This is a genomic window from Enterobacter sp. P82 (assembly GCF_037053385.1).
Classification (GTDB): domain Bacteria; phylum Pseudomonadota; class Gammaproteobacteria; order Enterobacterales; family Enterobacteriaceae; genus Enterobacter.
Window position 1 is genome coordinate 1,953,478 of sequence record NZ_JBALHX010000001.1, and the last position, 18,811, is coordinate 1,972,288.

General features: G+C 52.4%; 14 protein-coding genes. 4 read left to right on the forward strand and 10 right to left on the reverse strand.

Annotated features, from left to right (window positions below; translation table 11 throughout):
* Positions 1-85: 85 nt before the first annotated feature.
* The 3 genes from aroA to WB237_RS09365 form a co-directional block, all read right to left on the reverse strand.
* Positions 86-1,369 carry a 3-phosphoshikimate 1-carboxyvinyltransferase gene (gene aroA / locus WB237_RS09355; protein WP_129996304.1) on the reverse strand — a complete coding sequence of 428 codons (1,284 nt, stop codon included), beginning with the start codon at positions 1,367-1,369 and terminating at the stop codon, positions 86-88.
* Positions 1,370-1,438: 69 nt separating this feature from the next.
* A complete protein-coding gene (gene serC, locus WB237_RS09360) occupies positions 1,439-2,527 on the reverse strand; it encodes a 3-phosphoserine/phosphohydroxythreonine transaminase (RefSeq protein ID WP_236920382.1) in 1,089 nt (362 codons plus the stop codon).
* Between the two features lie 162 nt (positions 2,528-2,689).
* Positions 2,690-3,382 carry a DUF421 domain-containing protein gene (locus WB237_RS09365; protein WP_336212503.1) on the reverse strand — a complete coding sequence of 231 codons (693 nt, stop codon included), beginning with the start codon at positions 3,380-3,382 and terminating at the stop codon, positions 2,690-2,692.
* Between the two features lie 126 nt (positions 3,383-3,508).
* Here WB237_RS09365 and ycaO point away from each other — a divergent pair, with 126 nt between their 5' ends.
* The 4 genes from ycaO to pflA all read left to right on the forward strand — a co-directional run bounded on the left by ycaO (position 3,509) and on the right by pflA (position 9,811).
* The gene (gene ycaO, locus WB237_RS09370; RefSeq protein WP_336212505.1) at positions 3,509-5,269 is read left to right on the forward strand and encodes a 30S ribosomal protein S12 methylthiotransferase accessory factor YcaO; all 1,761 of its coding nucleotides are present in this window, start codon (positions 3,509-3,511) and stop codon (positions 5,267-5,269) included.
* Positions 5,270-5,675: 406 nt separating this feature from the next.
* Positions 5,676-6,533 carry a formate transporter FocA gene (gene focA / locus WB237_RS09375; RefSeq protein ID WP_336212507.1) on the forward strand — a complete coding sequence of 286 codons (858 nt, stop codon included), beginning with the start codon at positions 5,676-5,678 and terminating at the stop codon, positions 6,531-6,533.
* 51 nt (positions 6,534-6,584) lie between these two features.
* Positions 6,585-8,867, forward strand: a complete 2,283-nt coding sequence (gene pflB, locus WB237_RS09380; protein WP_024907798.1) for a formate C-acetyltransferase — start codon at positions 6,585-6,587, stop codon at positions 8,865-8,867.
* A gap of 203 nt (positions 8,868-9,070) precedes the next feature.
* The gene (gene pflA, locus WB237_RS09385) at positions 9,071-9,811 is read left to right on the forward strand and encodes a pyruvate formate lyase 1-activating protein (RefSeq protein WP_336212510.1); all 741 of its coding nucleotides are present in this window, start codon (positions 9,071-9,073) and stop codon (positions 9,809-9,811) included.
* 36 nt (positions 9,812-9,847) lie between these two features.
* On the opposite strand, the gene WB237_RS09390 is transcribed toward pflA, so the two are convergent.
* The 7 genes from WB237_RS09390 to rarA all read right to left on the reverse strand — a co-directional run bounded on the left by WB237_RS09390 (position 9,848) and on the right by rarA (position 18,803).
* Entirely contained in the window at positions 9,848-10,378 is a 531-nt protein-coding gene (locus WB237_RS09390; protein WP_336212512.1) for an anti-virulence regulator CigR family protein, read from the reverse strand.
* Between the two features lie 123 nt (positions 10,379-10,501).
* The gene (locus WB237_RS09395) at positions 10,502-11,650 is read right to left on the reverse strand and encodes an MFS transporter (RefSeq protein ID WP_028019252.1); all 1,149 of its coding nucleotides are present in this window, start codon (positions 11,648-11,650) and stop codon (positions 10,502-10,504) included.
* A 275-nt stretch (positions 11,651-11,925) separates the two neighbouring features.
* Positions 11,926-12,789: a dimethyl sulfoxide reductase anchor subunit family protein gene (locus WB237_RS09400; protein ID WP_028019253.1), complete on the reverse strand. Its 864-nt coding sequence runs from the start codon at positions 12,787-12,789 to the stop codon at positions 11,926-11,928.
* A gap of 1 nt (position 12,790) precedes the next feature.
* Positions 12,791-13,408 carry a DMSO/selenate family reductase complex B subunit gene (locus tag WB237_RS09405; protein ID WP_017384545.1) on the reverse strand — a complete coding sequence of 206 codons (618 nt, stop codon included), beginning with the start codon at positions 13,406-13,408 and terminating at the stop codon, positions 12,791-12,793.
* A 10-nt stretch (positions 13,409-13,418) separates the two neighbouring features.
* Positions 13,419-15,863: a dimethylsulfoxide reductase subunit A gene (dmsA, locus tag WB237_RS09410; protein WP_336212516.1), complete on the reverse strand. Its 2,445-nt coding sequence runs from the start codon at positions 15,861-15,863 to the stop codon at positions 13,419-13,421.
* Positions 15,864-16,074: 211 nt separating this feature from the next.
* Positions 16,075-17,367 carry a serine--tRNA ligase gene (gene serS / locus WB237_RS09415; RefSeq protein WP_047071876.1) on the reverse strand — a complete coding sequence of 431 codons (1,293 nt, stop codon included), beginning with the start codon at positions 17,365-17,367 and terminating at the stop codon, positions 16,075-16,077.
* Positions 17,368-17,459: 92 nt separating this feature from the next.
* Positions 17,460-18,803: a replication-associated recombination protein RarA gene (gene rarA, locus WB237_RS09420; RefSeq protein WP_336212517.1), complete on the reverse strand. Its 1,344-nt coding sequence runs from the start codon at positions 18,801-18,803 to the stop codon at positions 17,460-17,462.
* Between the last annotated feature and the right edge of the window lie 8 nt (positions 18,804-18,811).

An 18,811-nucleotide genomic window follows, 5' to 3' on the forward strand; every position in this document is an offset into this window, starting at 1 on the left:
TGAAGCAGAGTGTAGAAGAAATGAACGGAAATGAACGTCAGGAAGCGTAAGGAAATGCCGCATCAGATGATGCGGCAAAACATCATCAGGCCAGCGTGCTAATGCGCGCCAGTTGCTCAAAGTAGTCAGGGAAGGTTTTCGCCGTACATTTCGGATCAAGAATAGTAACCGGCGTGTCGGACAGCGCCACCAGCGAGAAACACATCGCCATACGGTGATCGTTGTAAGTCCCAATTTCTGCAAACTGCAGTTTGGCGGGTGGAGTGACGCGAATGTAATCTTCGCCCTCTTCCACTTCAGCCCCCACTTTACGCAGTTCGGTTGCCATCGCGAACAGGCGGTCGGTCTCTTTCACGCGCCAGTTATAGATGTTACGCAGCGTCGTGGTACCTTTCGCAAACAGGGCTGCCGTTGCAATGGTCATCGCCGCATCCGGGATATGGTTCATATCCATATCAATAGCCTTCAGCTCGCCATGGGTACAGGAGATAAAGTCATCGCCCCAGGTGACAACAGCGCCCATTTTCTCAAGTACATCAGCAAAACGGATATCGCCCTGCACGCTGTTACGGCCAATACCGGTCACTTTTACCGTGCCGCCTTTAATCGCCCCAGCGGCCAGGAAATAGGATGCAGATGAAGCATCACCTTCAACAAGGTAGCTACCCGGGGACTGATATTGCTGGGCACCACGCACCACGAAGCATTGATAAGACTGGTTTTCCACCTCAACACCGAAGGTTTTCATCAGGTGCAGAGTGATATCAATATACGGTTTGGAAACCAGGTCACCCTTGATGGTGATAACCGTATCCTTCGGAGCCAGTGGCGCAGTCATCAAGAGTGCCGTCAGGAACTGGCTGGAGACGCTACCGTCAACCTCAACGTTACCGCCGGTAAAACCTCCGCGCAGACGCAGCGGCGGGTAGTTTTCCTGTTCCAGGTACTCAATCTGTGCACCCCCCTGACGAAGCGCATCCACCAGATGACCAATCGGGCGCTCTTTCATGCGCGGCTCGCCGGTCAGCACAATATTGTTGCTGCCCAGACACAGGGCTGCCGCCAGCGGACGCATTGCGGTACCGGCGTTCCCCAGAAACAGCTCCAGCTCTTCACCAGAGCGCAGTGCACCGCCGTTGCCGGTCACTTCGCAACGCGTGCGGTCGTCAGACAACGTGTATTGAACTCCCAACGCTTTCAGCGCATTGAGCATGTGGCGTACGTCATCGCTATCCAGCAGATTTGTGAGGACAGTGGTGCCGTTAGCCAGAGCTGCCAGCAGCAGAGCGCGGTTCGAGACACTTTTTGAACCAGGCAGATTAATGGTGCCATCTACCCGCGCGATAGGTTGTAACGTCAGGGATTCCATGAAAACTAAACTCTCAAATCAACATAATAAAAACCCCGCAGCAGGGCTACGGGGGTGAAAACAGCGTAATTAACCGTGGCGACGTTCGAAGTCGATCATGAAATCGGTCAGGGCTTTAACGCCTTCCAGCGGCATCGCGTTATAGATGGAGGCACGCATGCCGCCAACGACACGGTGACCTTTGAGCGCATGCAGGCCTGCTGCGAAGGACTCTTCCAGGAAGACTTTATCCAGGTTGCTGTCTGCCAGCTGGAACGGCACGTTCATGCGGGAACGATTGGTTTTCGCGACATCGTTACGGTAGAAATCGCTCTTGTCGATGACGCCATACAGCAGTTCGGCTTTCTGCTGGTTAACCTTGTCCATCTGCGCCACACCGCCGTTTTGCTTCAGCCATTTGAACACCAGACCGGAGAGGTACCACGCAAACGTTGGTGGGGTGTTGAACATAGAATCGTTATCGTTCAGCACGGTGTAATCGAGAATCGACGGACAGGATTTATGCGCTTTCCCCAGAAGATCTTCACGCACAATGACGATTGTCAGACCGGCTGGACCGATATTTTTCTGTGCACCCGCGTAGATAACACCGTAGCGGCTGACATCAATTGGCGCAGACAAAATGGTGGAGGAGAAGTCGGCGGCAACCACGACATCGCTGCCGAAGTTTGGCGTCTCGTCGATGGCAATCCCGTCAATGGTTTCGTTCGGGCAGTAGTGCAGATACGCTGCGTTATCAGAAAGCTGCCACTCGCTCATTGGCTTCACAGCACGCAGACCGTCAACAGTCACTTTGGCGTCGATAACATTCGGCGTACAGTATTTATACGCTTCTTTAATGGCACTTGCTGCCCAGTAACCCGCGTCAACATAGTCAGCTGTCGTTTTGTCACCGAGGATATTCAGCGGAACACCAGCAAACTGGCCACGTCCACCGCCGTGACAGAACAAAACTTTGTAGTTCGAGGGAATATTCAGCAGATCGCGAAAATCCTTTTCTGCCTCTTCCGCCACCTGAATAAACTCTTTACCCCGGTGGCTGATTTCCATCACCGACGTACCGAGACCGTTCCAGTCACAAAGTTCCTGTTGAGCCTGTTTAAGCACGTCTGCCGGTAACATTGCCGGACCTGAACTGAAATTAAAGACTTGAGCCATTTCCCCTCACCACGCTAAAAGCCATAAGTTATAACTGTGGATATCGGTTTTATCATTCAGTGACACGCACCGCAATGTCTAAAACTTATGCCCCCTGAAATGTGCCCGGCGTCACACAAAACAATCTACCGCCTCGTCAGGACAAAACCGACAAAATGGCTGTCAGGTAAGCCGTTTAACCCGGCTAACCTTCGACCATTCCGGATTTGCACAGCGGGGGCATAATTGACGATCGCCCGGCTGCATCGCTACCACGTGACTACATCTCACGCAGGCATATTGGCCAGATTCAGGAACCGTTCTGAAACGCTCGATCAGCATATCCGGTAAAATACAGAGACCGGGCTTTACGTCCTCGTCAGAATAGTAATAAACACTGATCTGCCCGTTGGTTTCCATTATCGCCAGACGCACCTGCCCGAGCTGTTCCACGCTATTCAGGCGTAGCTCCATAAAGAACTCGAACTCGGTCATGTTAGCGCTTTTTACATTTTCCCAGGCCAGTTGTCCGTCTTCGACGATAACGACCGGTTTCCCTTCAAGCAGATCTTCCAGCTTTTCGCTTTTTGACATCAGCCACATGACAAGACGGTAAAGTAGCGCCAGTGAGACAAAAACGATAAACACCGGCACCATCGGCACATCATCATAGAAGGCGACGTCTCCCGCTGCTGACCCGAGCGTCAGGATGATCAACACCTCAAAAAGCGACATCTGCCTGACACCACGGCGGCCCGTAATCTTGAGAAACAGAAAGACCAGAATGAAGGTATACAGGCTACGCAACGCCACTTCGCCTAAAAACTCAGGAGGAACTTTATCAAACGCCATCCGATGGAGATCGAAAGCTTTCATTTTTCTATGCCTTACAGTAGGTTACTGGCTATAAGCATAGCTCAGGCATTTATTTTCGCCGGAGATGGCACCTGTCACGCAAAACCCGTATCATTGCGCGCTTTACGTACGATAAAAGTGAACGCCATGACTCAAACATTTATCCCCGGCAAAGACGCCGCTCTGGAAGATTCCATCGCTCGCTTCCAGCAGAAACTGACCGATCTGGGCTTTAACATCGAAGAAGCCTCCTGGCTCAATCCGGTGCCTCATGTCTGGTCAGTGCATATTCGCGATAAAGACTGTGCCCTGTGCTTTACCAACGGTAAAGGTGCGACAAAAAAAGCGGCACTGGCCTCTGCGCTGGGTGAGTATTTTGAGCGTCTGTCCACCAACTATTTCTTCGCTGACTTCTGGCTGGGCGAAACTATCGCTAACGGCCCGTTTGTTCACTATCCAAACGAAAAATGGTTCCCACTGACCGAAGATGACGAACTGCCGGAAGGTATTCTCGACGCCCGCCTGCGTGCCTTCTACGATCCGGAAAACGAACTGACTGCCAGCATGTTGATCGATCTGCAATCCGGTAACGACGATCGCGGTATCTGTGCCCTGCCGTTTACCCGTCAGTCTGATGAGCAAACCGTCTATATTCCGATGAACATCGTCGGCAACCTGTATGTGTCCAACGGTATGTCCGCTGGTAACACCCGCAATGAAGCGCGTGTGCAGGGTCTGTCTGAAGTCTTCGAACGTCACATCAAAAACCGCATCATTGCCGAATCCATCAGCCTGCCTGAAATTCCGGCTGACGTGCTGGCGCGCTACCCAGGCGTGGTGGAATCCATCGCTAAGCTGGAAGCGGAAGGTTTCCCAATTTTTGCCTATGACGGCTCACTGGGCGGTAAATACCCGGTTATCTGCGTCGTGCTGTTTAACCCGACCAACGGCACCTGTTTCGCCTCCTTCGGCGCGCACCCTGACTTCGGCGTGGCGCTGGAACGTACCGTCACCGAGCTGCTGCAGGGCCGTAGCCTGAAAGATCTCGATGTCTTCACCCCGCCAACATTTGACGATGAAGAAGTGGCCGAGCATACCAACCTCGAAACCCATTTCATCGACTCCAGCGGTTTGATCTCCTGGGATATGTTTAAGCAGGACGCAGACTATCCGTTCGTGGACTGGAGCTTTGCCGGTACCACTGAAGAAGAGTTCGCCACGCTGATGGCGATCTTCGACGCGGAAGATCAGGAAGTCTATATTGCCGACTACGAACATCTGGGCGTCTACGCGTGCCGTATTCTGGTGCCAGGTATGTCCGACATCTACCCGGCTGAAGATCTGTGGCTGGCGAATAACAGTATGGGTGCGCACCTGCGCGAGACGCTGCTGGCTCTGCCGGGCAGCGAGTGGGAGAAAGAAGATTATCTGAACCTGATCGCCCAACTGGACGAAGAAGGTCACGATGACTTCACCCGCGTACGCGAACTGCTGGGTCTGGCTACCGGTAAAGACAACGGCTGGTATACCCTGCGCATCGGAGAGCTGAAAGCGATGCTTGCCCTGGCGGGTGGCGATTTGGATCAGGCCCTGGCCTGGACCGAGTGGACCATGGAATTCAACCAGTCGGTCTTCTCTGCCGAGCGCACCAACTATTACCGCTGCCTGCAAACGCTGTTGTTGCTTGCACAGGAAGAGGATCGCGAGCCGCTGCAATATCTGAATGCCTTCGTACGAATGTACGGTGCTGAGGCGGTAGAAGCGGCCAGTGCGGCCCTGAGTGGCGAAGAACCGTTCTATGGTCTGCAGGCTGTTGATAGCGATCTGAAAGCCTTCCCGGCGCACCAGTCGCTGCTGAACGCCTATGAAAAACTGCAGAAAGCAAAAGCCGCTTACTGGTCAAAATAAGCGCACATAAGATTAGCAGCAGTAGGCGTATTCAATCGTCTGGGCTATATTACGGGGCAATTTCATTGCCCCGTTTTTTATTTTCTTCAGCAATGATTGTTGATTGTAATAATAAAGTTAAACATGGGTAAATATAATAATATTAACCCGGGCTTTACTGTTACTTTTTATGGTAAATACTCCATATTAATTAACTGTTTTAGAGGTGGCCGAACGAAAAAATTCAACTCTTTTCATAACTTTTAAAATTTATTTTTATACGGATAATCAAATACTTACTCCGCATTTGTTGTAAAACCATACACACTGCGGGCCTATAAGCCAGGCGAGATATGATCTATATCAATTTCTCTTCTATAATGCTTTGTTAGTATCTCGTCGCCGACTTAATAAAGAGAGAGTTAGTGTGAAAGCTGACAACCCTTTTGATCTTTTACTCCCTGCTGCGATGGCCAAAGTTGCCGAAGAAGCAGGTGTCTATAAAGCAACGAAACACCCGATGAAGACGTTCTATCTGGCGATCACGGCTGGTGTGTTCATCTCTATCGCTTTCGTCTTCTACATCACTGCCACCACCGGTACTGCTGAAATGCCTTTCGGCATGGCCAAACTGATTGGCGGTATTTGCTTCTCACTGGGTCTGATTCTTTGCGTTATCTGCGGTGCCGACCTCTTCACCTCAACGGTGCTGATTGTCGTAGCGAAAGCCAGCGGAAGAATTACCTGGGGTCAGCTGGCGCGTAACTGGCTTAACGTCTACGTGGGTAACCTGGTTGGCTGTCTGCTCTTTGTTTTGTTGATGTGGCTTTCTGGCGAGTACATGACCGCCAACGGTGGCTGGGGGCTCAACGTCCTGCAAACTGCCGACCACAAAATGCACCACACATTTATCGAAGCCGTTGCTCTCGGCATCCTCGCTAACCTGATGGTCTGCCTGGCTGTATGGATGAGCTACTCGGGTCGCAGCCTGATGGACAAAGCCTTAATAATGGTTCTGCCAGTTGCGATGTTTGTTGCCAGCGGCTTTGAGCACAGTATCGCGAATATGTTCATGATCCCAATGGGCATTGTCATCCGCGACTTTGCAAGCCCGGAGTTCTGGACCGCAGTTGGTTCATCCCCGGAAAATTTCTCTCACCTGACTATTATGAATTTCATTACTGATAACCTGATCCCTGTCACTATCGGGAACATTATCGGTGGGGGTCTGTTAGTTGGGTTGACATACTGGGTCATTTACCTGCGTGGCGACGATCATCATTGATGGTTTTCTCAGGCAGTAAATAAAAAATCCACTTAAGAAGGTAGGTGTTACATGTCCGAGCTTAATGAAAAGTTAGCCACAGCCTGGGAAGGTTTTGCGAAAGGTGACTGGCAGAATGAAGTAAACGTACGTGACTTCATTCAGAAAAACTATACCCCGTATGAAGGTGACGAATCCTTCCTGGCTGGCGCAACTGACGCGACCACCAAGCTGTGGGACAGCGTAATGGAAGGCGTTAAACTGGAAAACCGCACTCACGCGCCAGTTGATTTTGACACCTCCGTTGCTTCCACCATCACTTCTCACGATGCTGGCTATATCAACAAAGCCCTTGAGAAAATCGTTGGTCTGCAGACTGAAGCACCACTGAAACGCGCAATCATCCCGTTCGGTGGTATCAAAATGGTTGAAGGTTCCTGCAAAGCGTATAACCGCGAGCTGGACCCAATGCTGAAAAAAATCTTCACCGAATACCGCAAAACCCACAACCAGGGCGTATTCGATGTTTACACCAAAGACATTCTGAACTGCCGTAAATCTGGCGTTCTGACTGGTCTGCCAGATGCGTATGGCCGTGGCCGTATCATCGGTGACTACCGTCGCGTTGCGCTGTACGGTATCGACTTCCTGATGAAAGACAAGTACGCACAGTTTGTTTCCCTGCAGTCCGATCTGGAAAACGGCGTAAACCTGGAAGCGACTATCCGTCTGCGTGAAGAAATCGCTGAACAGCACCGTGCGCTGGGTCAGATCAAAGAAATGGCTGCTAAATATGGCTGCGATATCTCTGGTCCTGCTACCAACGCTCAGGAAGCTATCCAGTGGACCTACTTCGGCTACCTGGCCGCGGTTAAGTCTCAGAACGGTGCAGCAATGTCCTTCGGTCGTGTGTCCACCTTCCTGGATGCTTACATCGAACGCGACATCAAAGCAGGCAAAATCACCGAGCAAGACGCTCAGGAAATGATTGACCACCTGGTCATGAAACTGCGTATGGTTCGCTTCCTGCGTACCCCAGAATACGATGAGCTGTTCTCCGGTGACCCAATCTGGGCAACTGAATCTATCGGTGGTATGGGCGTTGATGGCCGTACTCTGGTAACCAAAAACAGCTTCCGCTTCCTGAACACCCTGTACACCATGGGTCCTTCTCCGGAGCCGAACATCACTGTTCTGTGGTCTGAAAAACTGCCTCTGAACTTCAAGAAATTCGCCGCTAAAGTGTCTATCGACACCTCTTCTCTGCAGTACGAGAACGATGACCTGATGCGTCCGGACTTCAACAACGACGATTACGCTATCGCTTGCTGCGTAAGCCCAATGGTTGTTGGTAAACAAATGCAGTTCTTCGGTGCGCGTGCAAACCTGGCGAAAACCATGCTGTACGCAATCAACGGCGGCGTTGATGAAAAACTGAAAATGCAGGTTGGTCCTAAGTCCGAGCCGATCAAAGGCGACGTTCTGAACTTCGACGAAGTCATGGACCGCATGGATCACTTTATGGACTGGCTGGCTAAACAGTACGTCACTGCACTGAACGTTATCCACTACATGCACGACAAGTACAGCTACGAAGCCTCTCTGATGGCGCTGCACGACCGTGACGTTATCCGCACCATGGCGTGTGGTATCGCAGGTCTGTCCGTTGCTGCTGACTCCCTGTCTGCAATCAAATATGCGAAAGTTAAACCAATTCGTGACGAAGACGGCCTGGCTGTAGACTTCGAAATCGAAGGCGAATACCCGCAGTTTGGTAACAACGATTCTCGCGTTGATGACATGGCGGTTGACCTGGTAGAACGTTTCATGAAGAAAATTCAGAAACTGACTACTTACCGTAACGCTATCCCGACTCAGTCTGTTCTGACCATCACCTCTAACGTTGTGTATGGTAAGAAAACAGGTAACACCCCAGACGGTCGTCGTGCTGGCGCGCCATTCGGCCCAGGTGCTAACCCAATGCACGGTCGCGACCAGAAAGGTGCTGTTGCCTCTCTGACTTCCGTTGCTAAACTGCCGTTTGCTTACGCTAAAGATGGTATCTCTTACACCTTCTCTATCGTTCCAAATGCGCTGGGTAAAGACGACGAAGTGCGTAAAACTAACCTCGCGGGTCTGATGGATGGTTACTTCCACCACGAAGCGTCCATCGAAGGTGGTCAGCACCTGAACGTGAACGTAATGAACCGTGAAATGTTGCTCGACGCGATGGAACACCCTGAGAAATATCCTCAGCTGACCATCCGCGTATCCGGCTACGCAGTACGTTTTAACTCCCTGACTAAAGAACAGCAGCAGGACGTTATCACCCGTACTTTCACTCAGTCCATGTAAGTGGAATTGACTGAAATCACGCGTTAAAAAGCGTACAATAAAGGCTCCACGCAAGTGGGGCCTTTTTAGCACCCTCTCCACCTCAGTCTCTTTTGTCCGCTATCTATACTTAATGGATAACAGCCAAAACAGACTTAACACAGCCGGTTTTGAGCTGTGCATACACAGGCCCCGGACGGGCCGATGCTGGAGATATCACCGCAATGTCAATTATTGGTCGCATTCACTCCTTTGAATCCTGTGGCACTGTCGATGGCCCAGGTATCCGCTTTATCACCTTTTTCCAGGGCTGCCTGATGCGCTGCCTGTACTGCCATAACCGTGATACCTGGGATACACACGGCGGCAAAGAAGTGACCGTTGAAGATTTAATGAAAGAGGTGGTGACCTACCGTCACTTTATGAACGCGTCTGGCGGTGGTGTAACCGCATCCGGCGGTGAAGCCATTCTTCAGGCAGAGTTTGTACGCGACTGGTTCCGTGCCTGTCGCAAAGAAGGCATTCATACCTGCCTGGATACCAATGGCTTCGTACGCCGCTACGATCCGGTGATTGATGAACTGCTTGAAGTAACCGATCTGGTGATGCTCGACCTCAAACAGATGAACGATGAGATCCACCAGAACCTGGTGGGTGTCTCTAACCACCGCACGCTGGAATTTGCCAAATACATTGCCGATAAAGGCATCAAAACCTGGATCCGCTACGTCGTTGTTCCTGGCTGGTCAGATGATGACGACTCCGCGCACCTTCTGGGGGAATTTACCCGCGACATGGGCAACGTCGAGAAAATCGAACTTCTGCCCTATCACGAACTGGGTAAACATAAATGGGTGGCGATGGGCGAAGAGTACAAACTCGATGGCGTGAAGCCACCGAAGAAAGAAACGATGGAACGCGTCAAAGGTATTCTTGAACAGTACGGCCACAAGGTAATGTATTAAAAAAATGGCCCGGTGAAAACCGGGCCATTTTATATTCTATTTAAATACGCCGTTAATAACGGAAGTCACAATCGCAGTACTCAGCGCAATTAAGACCAAATCATCACCTACTACCCGCCACTCATAGCCTGGATAGGAAGGAAGTTGACCCAGCATAGAGGCTGGCACGGTTTTCTTCGCAATACCCGGAGGCAATGGTTTACCGCGCGCCAGGTTTTTCGCGATACCCGGAGGCAGAGAGTCATAGCCCGTTAAGCCATAATTCAGTGCCAGATGACGGGCATGATCGAAACTCACACGAGCGTCGACATCGTTACCGACATCTTTACTGCTTTTAAAGCTCTTATCCGATTTTCCAGGGTTATCCTGATCGCTATTTTGCTTATTGCCATGGTTACCGGAGTTACCAGAATTCCCGTTACCATGATTGCCGCCATTACCTTGTCTGCCACCGTTTCCGTGACCACCGCCATTCCCGTTTCCAGGATTAGCCATGACCGGAGCCGTTGCAAACGTTAAAGACAACACTACGGCAAGTGCGGTAGTGGAAAAACGACGTGTAGACATGATTGCTGCCTTATAGTAGTAGGACTCACATCAATTATCGCCTGATGCAATAAACAAACAATAAGTAAAACTCTTAGTTGTGATGGGGACAAAAAAGCCTGTCATCGACAGGCTTTTAATAAATCAGGCATGCGCCACAGGGGTTGGGTGTTCGCCCGCTTTGCGTAGCAACATTAAAAGATAAATAAACGACACGCTGGCGATCATGATAAACAGTAAATTATCGGAATAATTCTGCATCAGCATTGCGGTAAACGTCGGCCCTAATAAACTGCCGATGGTATAGCTCAGTAATAGCGCCTGGTTCATTGCCACTAACTGATGATGTTCCACTTTCTCACAGGCCCAGGCCATCGCGACCGGATAGAGCGTAAAGCCGGCAGCCCCGAGAATAAACAGCGCAGGTGCCATCGCAGCGTTGCTGAGCATGGCAAGACATCCCAGGATCACCACGAAAACCTGAACGCGCAGCACAAGCAGACGGCCGAAACGGTCTGCCAATCGGCCAATTGGCCATTGCCCGACGATCCCCGCACTCACCATGACCGCCATCCAGAAACCAATCCCGGAATCGCTGACACCCTGATGATTAAGATAAAGCGGCATCAGGCCATAGAGCGAGCCCAGTACAATCCCCGAGATAATACAGCCGTTAACACCCAGACGTGCCTGACGGAGTCTCAACATCGGCCAGACGTGGGTTGCTTCCTGGTGTTCGCTGTTCTGGTTCACAATGCGCGTAAAGAGCAGCGGCAGTATCGCGGCCAGCACCATACCCGTTACCCACGGCAGAACGCTCATCAGGTCGGTTGGCAGTTTGCTGACCATCAGTTGTCCCAGGACGGTCCCCACATAGTAAACCATCATATAGGCTGCCAGCAGGCGTCCGCGGTTACGCGACGTACCGCTGCACATCAGCGCACTTTCAACCACCACCCAAATCATCGCGCAGCCTACACCCGCGATAAAGCGCCATGCCATCCAGCTCCAGAAGCCGACCATTAGCCCTAAACCAGCACATCCGGCAGCGAAAATTAGCGAAGCGAGATAATAGCTACGATTAAAACCAAAGCGCTTAATCAGGCTCCCGGTCACCAGCGTACCCAGCAGGTTGCCGGTAAAAAAGGACGAGCTGACCATACCCACCTGCCAGGTCGGTAAGTTTTCATGGGCGAGCCACAGCGGGACGAGCGTATTTAACACTGCGATCGCCAGGGTCAGCAGAAGCAGGCCACAGAGCAACAGAAGCACTGGCCGGGTATAGGTGGTCATGGGTTAAAAACCGTGAGGAAGTTCAGATTTCGTGCGCATCATGCCACTGGCAAAAACAAAGTCAATCCGCTTATTTAGCCGTCACGCACAATATGTTCCCTGTCGATTTAAAAAACTTATCCTGCTAATGCAACGCCTGCTATAGATATTAATTATGTATCTGTTTTTATTTATTAATGAACGAAATTAAAACAAAACGACAGTCGAAAAATTTCATGATCGAAAAAAGAAAAAGCCGGGCACTGAGGCCCGGCTTGATATAACTAAATGCAACGTTAACTGGCAATAGCCATACCCACGGTCATATGCAATCCGTAGAACACACCACGGCCAATCAGTTCACCTGCCAGTACCAGCACAAAAGCCAGTGACAGCAGCGGAAGCGCGGGCTGATAACCTTTGAGCTGGGGAGCGATCCAGAATACCAAAGCCGCGACCAGCAGAACGATGCGCCACGCCATCAGTGAACCGTAGTCCGGCACCAGGGCAGAGGCCTGCTGAATAGAGCTGTGAATGGTTGCCAGTTCGGTTCCCTGCATCAGGGCAACCATTGCACTCACCACCAGCGCAAGCAGCGAAACAGCGGGGAGCAAACGCATTGCCCATCCATCTACACCCGCTACGCGCAGCAGCAGGTAGCCCAACAGCGGACCACCGATAAACATCGTCAGGAAGAAACTCATCGGCGTCCAGACGCTGTACCAGGTTGGAACGGTATCAATGGTGTTGTACACGCGCACCATCATCCATACGAATACCACGCCCAGCACCATGGTCACGATCAGCCACAGGCTGCGTAGACCCGCAGGCAATTTTTTCAGCGCTGCCAGCAGCCATCCCAGCCCACCGACGGCGAAGAAAATTGCCCCGCTGGCAATCTCATTACTGAGTGATGAGGCCCCCACGCGGTTCAGGGAGTTAAACGCACGCATCGGTGAGCCCAGATGCAGCGTTGAGGCAATAAAGCCAATTCCCATCAGTACCCACAGACCAAACATACTCAACACGAGACGCTGCTGCTGTTCAGCACTGAGGTTACCTTTTAACAGCGCCAGGGCGAGCACGATAAACCCACCTGCAACACATTGCCCAAAGACCGTGAAGATCATCAGCGGCCATTCATGCCATCCACTTCCCATCTCACACCTCCTTCGGATTAGCCAGGTAGCCGGTGGTGTCACCTGTCGGACGGCTGTTGGCGTTAGGTTTAATCACAATACTCGGCTTCGTGAAGTGCGCAGACGGCAGCGGTGCCACTGCGGCAAGCTGACCGTGTTTTTTACGCAGCTCTTCAATTGGACCAAAGTCCAGCGCGCGCAGCGGACAGGACTCGACGCAAATCGGTTTTTTGCCATCCGCCACACGTGAGTGGCAGCCGTCACACTTGGTCATATGGCCTTTGGCTGCGTTATACTGCGGCGCGCCGTACGGACAAGCCATATGGCAGTAACGGCAACCGATGCAGACATCTTCATCCACGACGACAAAACCGTCATCACGCTTGTGCATCGCCCCACTCGGACAGACCTTAGTACAGGCCGGATCCTCACAGTGGTTACAGGCAATCGACAGGTAGTAAGCGAAAACGTTTTGATGCCAGACGCCGTTATCTTCCTGCCAGTCTCCCCCGGCGTATTCGTAGATACGGCGGAAGCTGACGTCCGGGGTCAGGTCTTTGTAATCTTTACAGGCCAGCTCGCAGGTTTTGCACCCGGTGCAACGGCTGGAATCAATAAAAAATCCATACTGGGTTGTCATCGGTTACTCCTTAAACCTTTTCAACCTGAACAAGGTTTGTGTGAGATGGGTTACCTTTCGCCAGTGGCGATGGACGCTGCGTGGTCAGTACGTTAATACTGCCTGCCTGGTCGATGCGGTTGGCATCCGGGTTATACCAGGCCCCTTCCCCCAGCGCGACAACGCCAGGCATCATGCGCGGTGTAACCTTGGCTTCGATATGCACCTCACCACGCCCGTTGAAAATGCGTACGCGATCGCCATTGTTGATGCCGCGTGCTTTGGCATCCATCGGGTTGATCCACATCTCCTGACGGCAGGCGGCTTTCAGTACGTCGACGTTGCCGTACGTGGAGTGAACACGCGCTTTGTAGTGGAAACCGGTCAACTGCAGCGGGAATTTCGCCGTCAGCGGATCGTTATAGTTTTCAAAGCCAGGCGTGTAGATCGGCAGTGGATCGATAACATCCCCTTCCGGTAACTCCCAGGTAGACGCGATTTTTGCCAGCTCTTCAGAATAGATTTCAATTTTGCCCGACGGCGTGGTCAGCGGGTTCGTCTGCGGATCTTCACGGAACGCTTTGTACGCTACGTGGTGCCCTTCCGGATCGCGCTGTTTGTACATTCCTTGCTTACGGAAGGTGTCGAAATCTGGCAGGTCAGGGATCGTTTTACGGGAGAGTTCATGCAGATGGCGCATCCACCCTTCCTGAGTACGCCCCTCAGTAAACTGCTGCTCAACGCCAAGACGTTTCGCCAGATCAGAGGTCATCTCATAGATGGTTTTGCACTCAAAGCGAGGTTTGATGGCCTGATCGGTGAAGATCACATAGGACATGTTGCCGCAGGAGGCATCCAATGCGAAATCCATCTGCTCTGACGCAGTACAGTCCGGCAGCAGGATATCGGCATATTTTGCCGAGGAGGTCATGTGGCAGTCGATCACCACAATCATCTCGCACTTCTTGTCATCCTGCAGGATTTCATGGGTACGGTTAATCTCAGAATGCTGGTTAATCAGACAGTTGCCGGCATAGTTCCAAATCATCTTGATCGGCACATCCAGCTTGTCCTTGCCACGTACGCCGTCACGCAGGGCAGTCATTTCAGGGCCACGTTCAATCGCATCGGTCCACATAAACATGGAGATGCTGGTCTGAACCGGGTTATCCAGCGTCGGCATACGTTCGAACGGCACTTCATATGAGCCTTCACGCGCGCCAGTATTACCGCCGTGAATACCGACGTTGCCGGTCAGGATGGAGAGCATAGAGATGGCGCGGGTCGCGATTTCGCCGTTTGCATGACGTTGCGGGCCCCAGCCCTGGCTGATGTAGGCCGGTTTGGCTGAGCCAATCTCACGCGCCAGTTGGACGATGCGCTCGACCGGAATACCGGTGATGGTGGATGCCCACTCGGGCGTTTTCGCCACGCCATCGCTGCCCTGGCCAAGAATGTACGCTTTGTAATGCCCGTTTGCCGGCGCGCTGGCTGGCAGGGTTTTCTCGTCGTAACCGACGCAGTATTTATCGAGGAAAGGCTGATCGACGAGGTTTTCGGTGATCATCACCCACGCCAGCGCTGAGACCAGCGCCGCATCGGTACCTGGACGGATTGGGATCCACTCATCTTCTCGCCCGGCACCGGTATCGGTATAACGCGGATCGATGATGATCATGCGGGCATTGGATTTGGCGCGAGCCTGTTCGAGGTAATATGTCACCCCGCCACCGCTCATGCGGGTTTCACCCGGATTGTTACCGAACAGGACGACCAGCTTACTGTTTTCGATATCAGACGGACTGTTACCGTCCGCCCAGCCACCGTAGGTGTAGTTCAGGCCAGCAGCGATCTGCGCAGAGGAGTAGTCACCATAGTGATTAAGATAACCGCCGCAGCAGTTCATCAGGCGCGCCACCAGTGTTTTACCCGGTGGCCAGGAACGGGTCATGGTGCCGCCAAGCGTTCCGGTACCGTAGTTCAGGTAGATGGATTCGTTGCCATACTCTTTGATCAAACGCTGCATGTTGGTGGCGATGATATCGTAGGCTTCATCCCAGCTAATCCGCTCGAACTTCCCTTCCCCACGCTTACCAACTCGCTTCATTGGGTACTTCAGACGGTCCGGATTATACACACGACGACGCATGGAACGGCCACGCAGACAAGCGCGTACCTGATGTAATCCTTCGTAGTTATCGTCCCCTGTATTATCGGTTTCGACATATTTTATTTCGCCATCCACCACATGCATGCGCAGTGGACAACGGCTACCGCAGTTTACGGTACAGGCACTCCACACCACTTTTTCCGGAGCTGTCGCCGGGGACAATGCATCTGCCGCCGACGCCAGTCGGGTAAAAGGGAGCGTGAGGGCGCTACTGGCCATAGCCAGGCCGCCTATTGCCGTGGTTTTCATCAACCCACGGCGAGTGACCTCAGCTGCCATTAATGCTTCAGGCGCGTTGATTTTCATAGAGACTCACTTTGGTTGCTCACAAAGAAAAGAGTGTCGGCATATACCGCTATATAATTTTATATATAACGAAACTCTTCGTTATCAGTCTTTTATGCTAACTTTCATTCGGAGGAGTATTACTACTTTAGAGGGAGGGGGTATTGCGTAGTATCAATTCAGAGGCATAAAAAAAGCGCCCGAAGGCGCTTTTTTGTTGTGAGGCAAACAATTAGCCGATGTACTGCTGGCCTTTCATGTATGGGCGCAGTACTTCAGGAATCTCAATACGTCCATCTGCCTGCTGATAGTTTTCCAGCACGGCAACCAGCGTACGGCCGACAGCCAGACCAGAGCCGTTCAGGGTATGAACCAGACGGGTTTTCTTGTCAGACTTGCTGCGGCAGCGTGCCTGCATACGACGCGCCTGGAAATCCCAGACGTTAGAGCAGGATGAGATCTCACGGTAAGTATTCTGCGCAGGCACCCACACTTCCAGATCGAAGGTTTTACAGGCGCCAAAGCCCATATCCCCGGTGCACAGCGCCATACGACGGTACGGCAGACCCAGCAGTTCCAGCACTTTTTCCGCGTGGCCGGTCATCTCTTCCAGTGCGTCCATGGATTCTTCAGGACGGACAATCTGTACCATCTCAACTTTGTCGAACTGGTGCATACGGATCAGACCGCGAGTGTCACGACCGTAAGATCCTGCTTCAGAACGGAAGCACGGAGAATGTGCTGTCAGCTTAATTGGCAGATCGTCTTCGTCGATGATCTCATCACGCACGAGGTTTGTCAGCGGCACTTCTGCGGTTGGGATCAGCGCGTAGTTGCTGCTATCCGCTTCCTCGTCCAGCGGACGGGTGTGGAACAGATCACCAGCAAATTTCGGCAGCTGACCTGTGCCGTACAGCGTATCGTGGTTGACCAGATACGGGACGTAGGTTTCGCTGTAGCCATGCTGCTCAGTGTGCAAATCCAGCATGAACTGCGCCAGTGCACGGTGCAAATGGGCAATCTGGCCTTTCATCACCACGAAGCGAGAGCCGGTCAGCTTAACCGCTGCCGCAAAGTCCAGGCCCGCGTGCATTTCGCCCAGCGTCACGTGATCGCGCACTTCGAAGTCAAACTCGCGAGGCGTACCCCAACGTTTCACTTCAACGTTGTCGTTTTCATCTTTGCCGACAGGTACGCTGTCGTCAGGAATATTCGGGATAGCCAGGGCAATATCACGAATTTCGGTCTGAAGAACATCCAGCTCAGCTTTCGCCTGATCCAGCTCTTCACCCAGTTTGTTCACTTCCAGGCGTAATGGCTCAATATCTTCCCCGCGCGCTTTCGCCTGGCCAATGGATTTCGATCGAGAGTTACGCTCTGCCTGCAGATTTTCAGTTTGTACCTGCAGAACTTTACGACGCTCTTCAAGAGCGCGCAGCTTATCTACATCCAGCTTAAAGCCCCGGCGTGCCAGTTTTTCAGCGACTGCGTCTGGCTCGTTACGCAGCAGATTGGGATCGAGCATGCTTATCCTGTGCTTATCGAATTAAAATAGGAAAATGTGACCACAGCCTGCGGTCACAGGGATACATTGCCAACATTACCGCAACGATAGCGCTAACGGTAGCGTTTTATAGGGCTATTTTGATCCTGTCCGGCGAGCCAGGTGAGCTTTTCACCAATCTTGCCTTCAAGACCTCTGTTTGTGGGGTGATAATAGCGCGTTTGTGCCATCTCTTGCGGGAAATATTCCTCTCCGGCAGCGTAGGCATTGGGTTCATCATGGGCGTAACGGTACTCCTGCCCATAACCCATCTCTTTCATCAGTTTGGTCGGTGCGTTACGCAGATGAACCGGCACATCGTAGTCCGGACGTTCACGCGCGTCAGACATTGCCGCTTTAAAGGCGGTATAGACCGCATTACTCTTCGGCGCGCAAGCCAGATAGACAATCGCCTGCGCAATGGCGCGCTCCCCTTCAGCGGGACCGACGCGGGTAAAACAGTCCCATGCTGAGAGTGCAACCTGCATAGCCCGCGGGTCAGCATTGCCGACATCTTCAGAGGCAATGGCCAGGCAACGTCGCGCGACATAGAGGGGATCGCCACCGGCAGTGATAATGCGTGCGTACCAGTAAAGTGCCGCATCCGGCGCGCTGCCGCGTACGGACTTATGCAGCGCCGAGATCAGATCGTAAAAACGGTCGCCTTTATTATCGAAACGCGCGCTACGCTCACCAGCAATCTCGGTGAGCAAATCCGGTTTAAGCACTCTCTTGCCGGAGTCATCAATTTCGGCCATATCGGCCATCATTTCCAGCGTATTCAGTGCCCGACGCGCATCGCCGTTGACCAGCTCCGCAATCGCCTTACGCGTCTCGTCAGGTAAAACGATATCCTGCCCGCCATAGCCGCGCGCGCGATCATCCATCGCCTGAGTGAGAACCTTTTCGATATCCTCGGTGGTCAGCGATTTGAGCAGATAAACCCGCGCACGCGAAAGCAGCGCCGAGTTCAGTTCAAACGATGGGTTTTCAGTGGTCGCGCCGATGAAGAAGATCGTGCCGTCTTCAATATGCGGCAGGAAGGCATCTTGCTGGCTCTTGTTGAAGCGGTGAACTTCGTCCACGAACAGGATAGTGCGCCGCCCGGCATTGCGGTTCTGCCGCGCACGCTCGATCGCCTCGCGGATCTCTTTCACGCCGGAGGTGACCGCCGAGATACGTTCAACGTCCGCATTTGCATAGCGAGCAATAACTTCTGCAAGGGTAGTTTTGCCAGTGCCGGGTGGGCCCCAGAGGATCATGGAGTGAAGATGCCCGGCCTCAATGGCACGGGGCAATGGCTTACCAGCAGCCAGCAGATGCTGCTGGCCGATGTACTGCGCTAAATTTTCTGGCCGCATACGAGCGGCCAGAGGTTGAAACGCGTTATCTGAAAAATCGAGCGACAGATTGCTCACTCACGCCT

Excerpts from the sequence above, each read along its gene's own strand:
- aroA (WP_129996304.1), bottom strand. The coding sequence starts at position 1,369 with ATGGAATCCCTGACGTTACAACCTATCGCGCGGGTAGATGGCACCATT.
- serC (WP_236920382.1), bottom strand. The coding sequence starts at position 2,527 with ATGGCTCAAGTCTTTAATTTCAGTTCAGGTCCGGCAATGTTACCGGCA.
- WB237_RS09365 (WP_336212503.1), bottom strand. The coding sequence starts at position 3,382 with ATGAAAGCTTTCGATCTCCATCGGATGGCGTTTGATAAAGTTCCTCCT.
- ycaO (WP_336212505.1), top strand. The coding sequence starts at position 3,509 with ATGACTCAAACATTTATCCCCGGCAAAGACGCCGCTCTGGAAGATTCC.
- pflB (WP_024907798.1), top strand. The coding sequence starts at position 6,585 with ATGTCCGAGCTTAATGAAAAGTTAGCCACAGCCTGGGAAGGTTTTGCG.
- pflA (WP_336212510.1), top strand. The coding sequence starts at position 9,071 with ATGTCAATTATTGGTCGCATTCACTCCTTTGAATCCTGTGGCACTGTC.
- WB237_RS09390 (WP_336212512.1), bottom strand. The coding sequence starts at position 10,378 with ATGTCTACACGTCGTTTTTCCACTACCGCACTTGCCGTAGTGTTGTCT.
- WB237_RS09395 (WP_028019252.1), bottom strand. The coding sequence starts at position 11,650 with ATGACCACCTATACCCGGCCAGTGCTTCTGTTGCTCTGTGGCCTGCTT.
- WB237_RS09400 (WP_028019253.1), bottom strand. The coding sequence starts at position 12,789 with ATGGGAAGTGGATGGCATGAATGGCCGCTGATGATCTTCACGGTCTTT.
- WB237_RS09405 (WP_017384545.1), bottom strand. The coding sequence starts at position 13,408 with ATGACAACCCAGTATGGATTTTTTATTGATTCCAGCCGTTGCACCGGG.
- dmsA (WP_336212516.1), bottom strand. The coding sequence starts at position 15,863 with ATGAAAATCAACGCGCCTGAAGCATTAATGGCAGCTGAGGTCACTCGC.
- serS (WP_047071876.1), bottom strand. The coding sequence starts at position 17,367 with ATGCTCGATCCCAATCTGCTGCGTAACGAGCCAGACGCAGTCGCTGAA.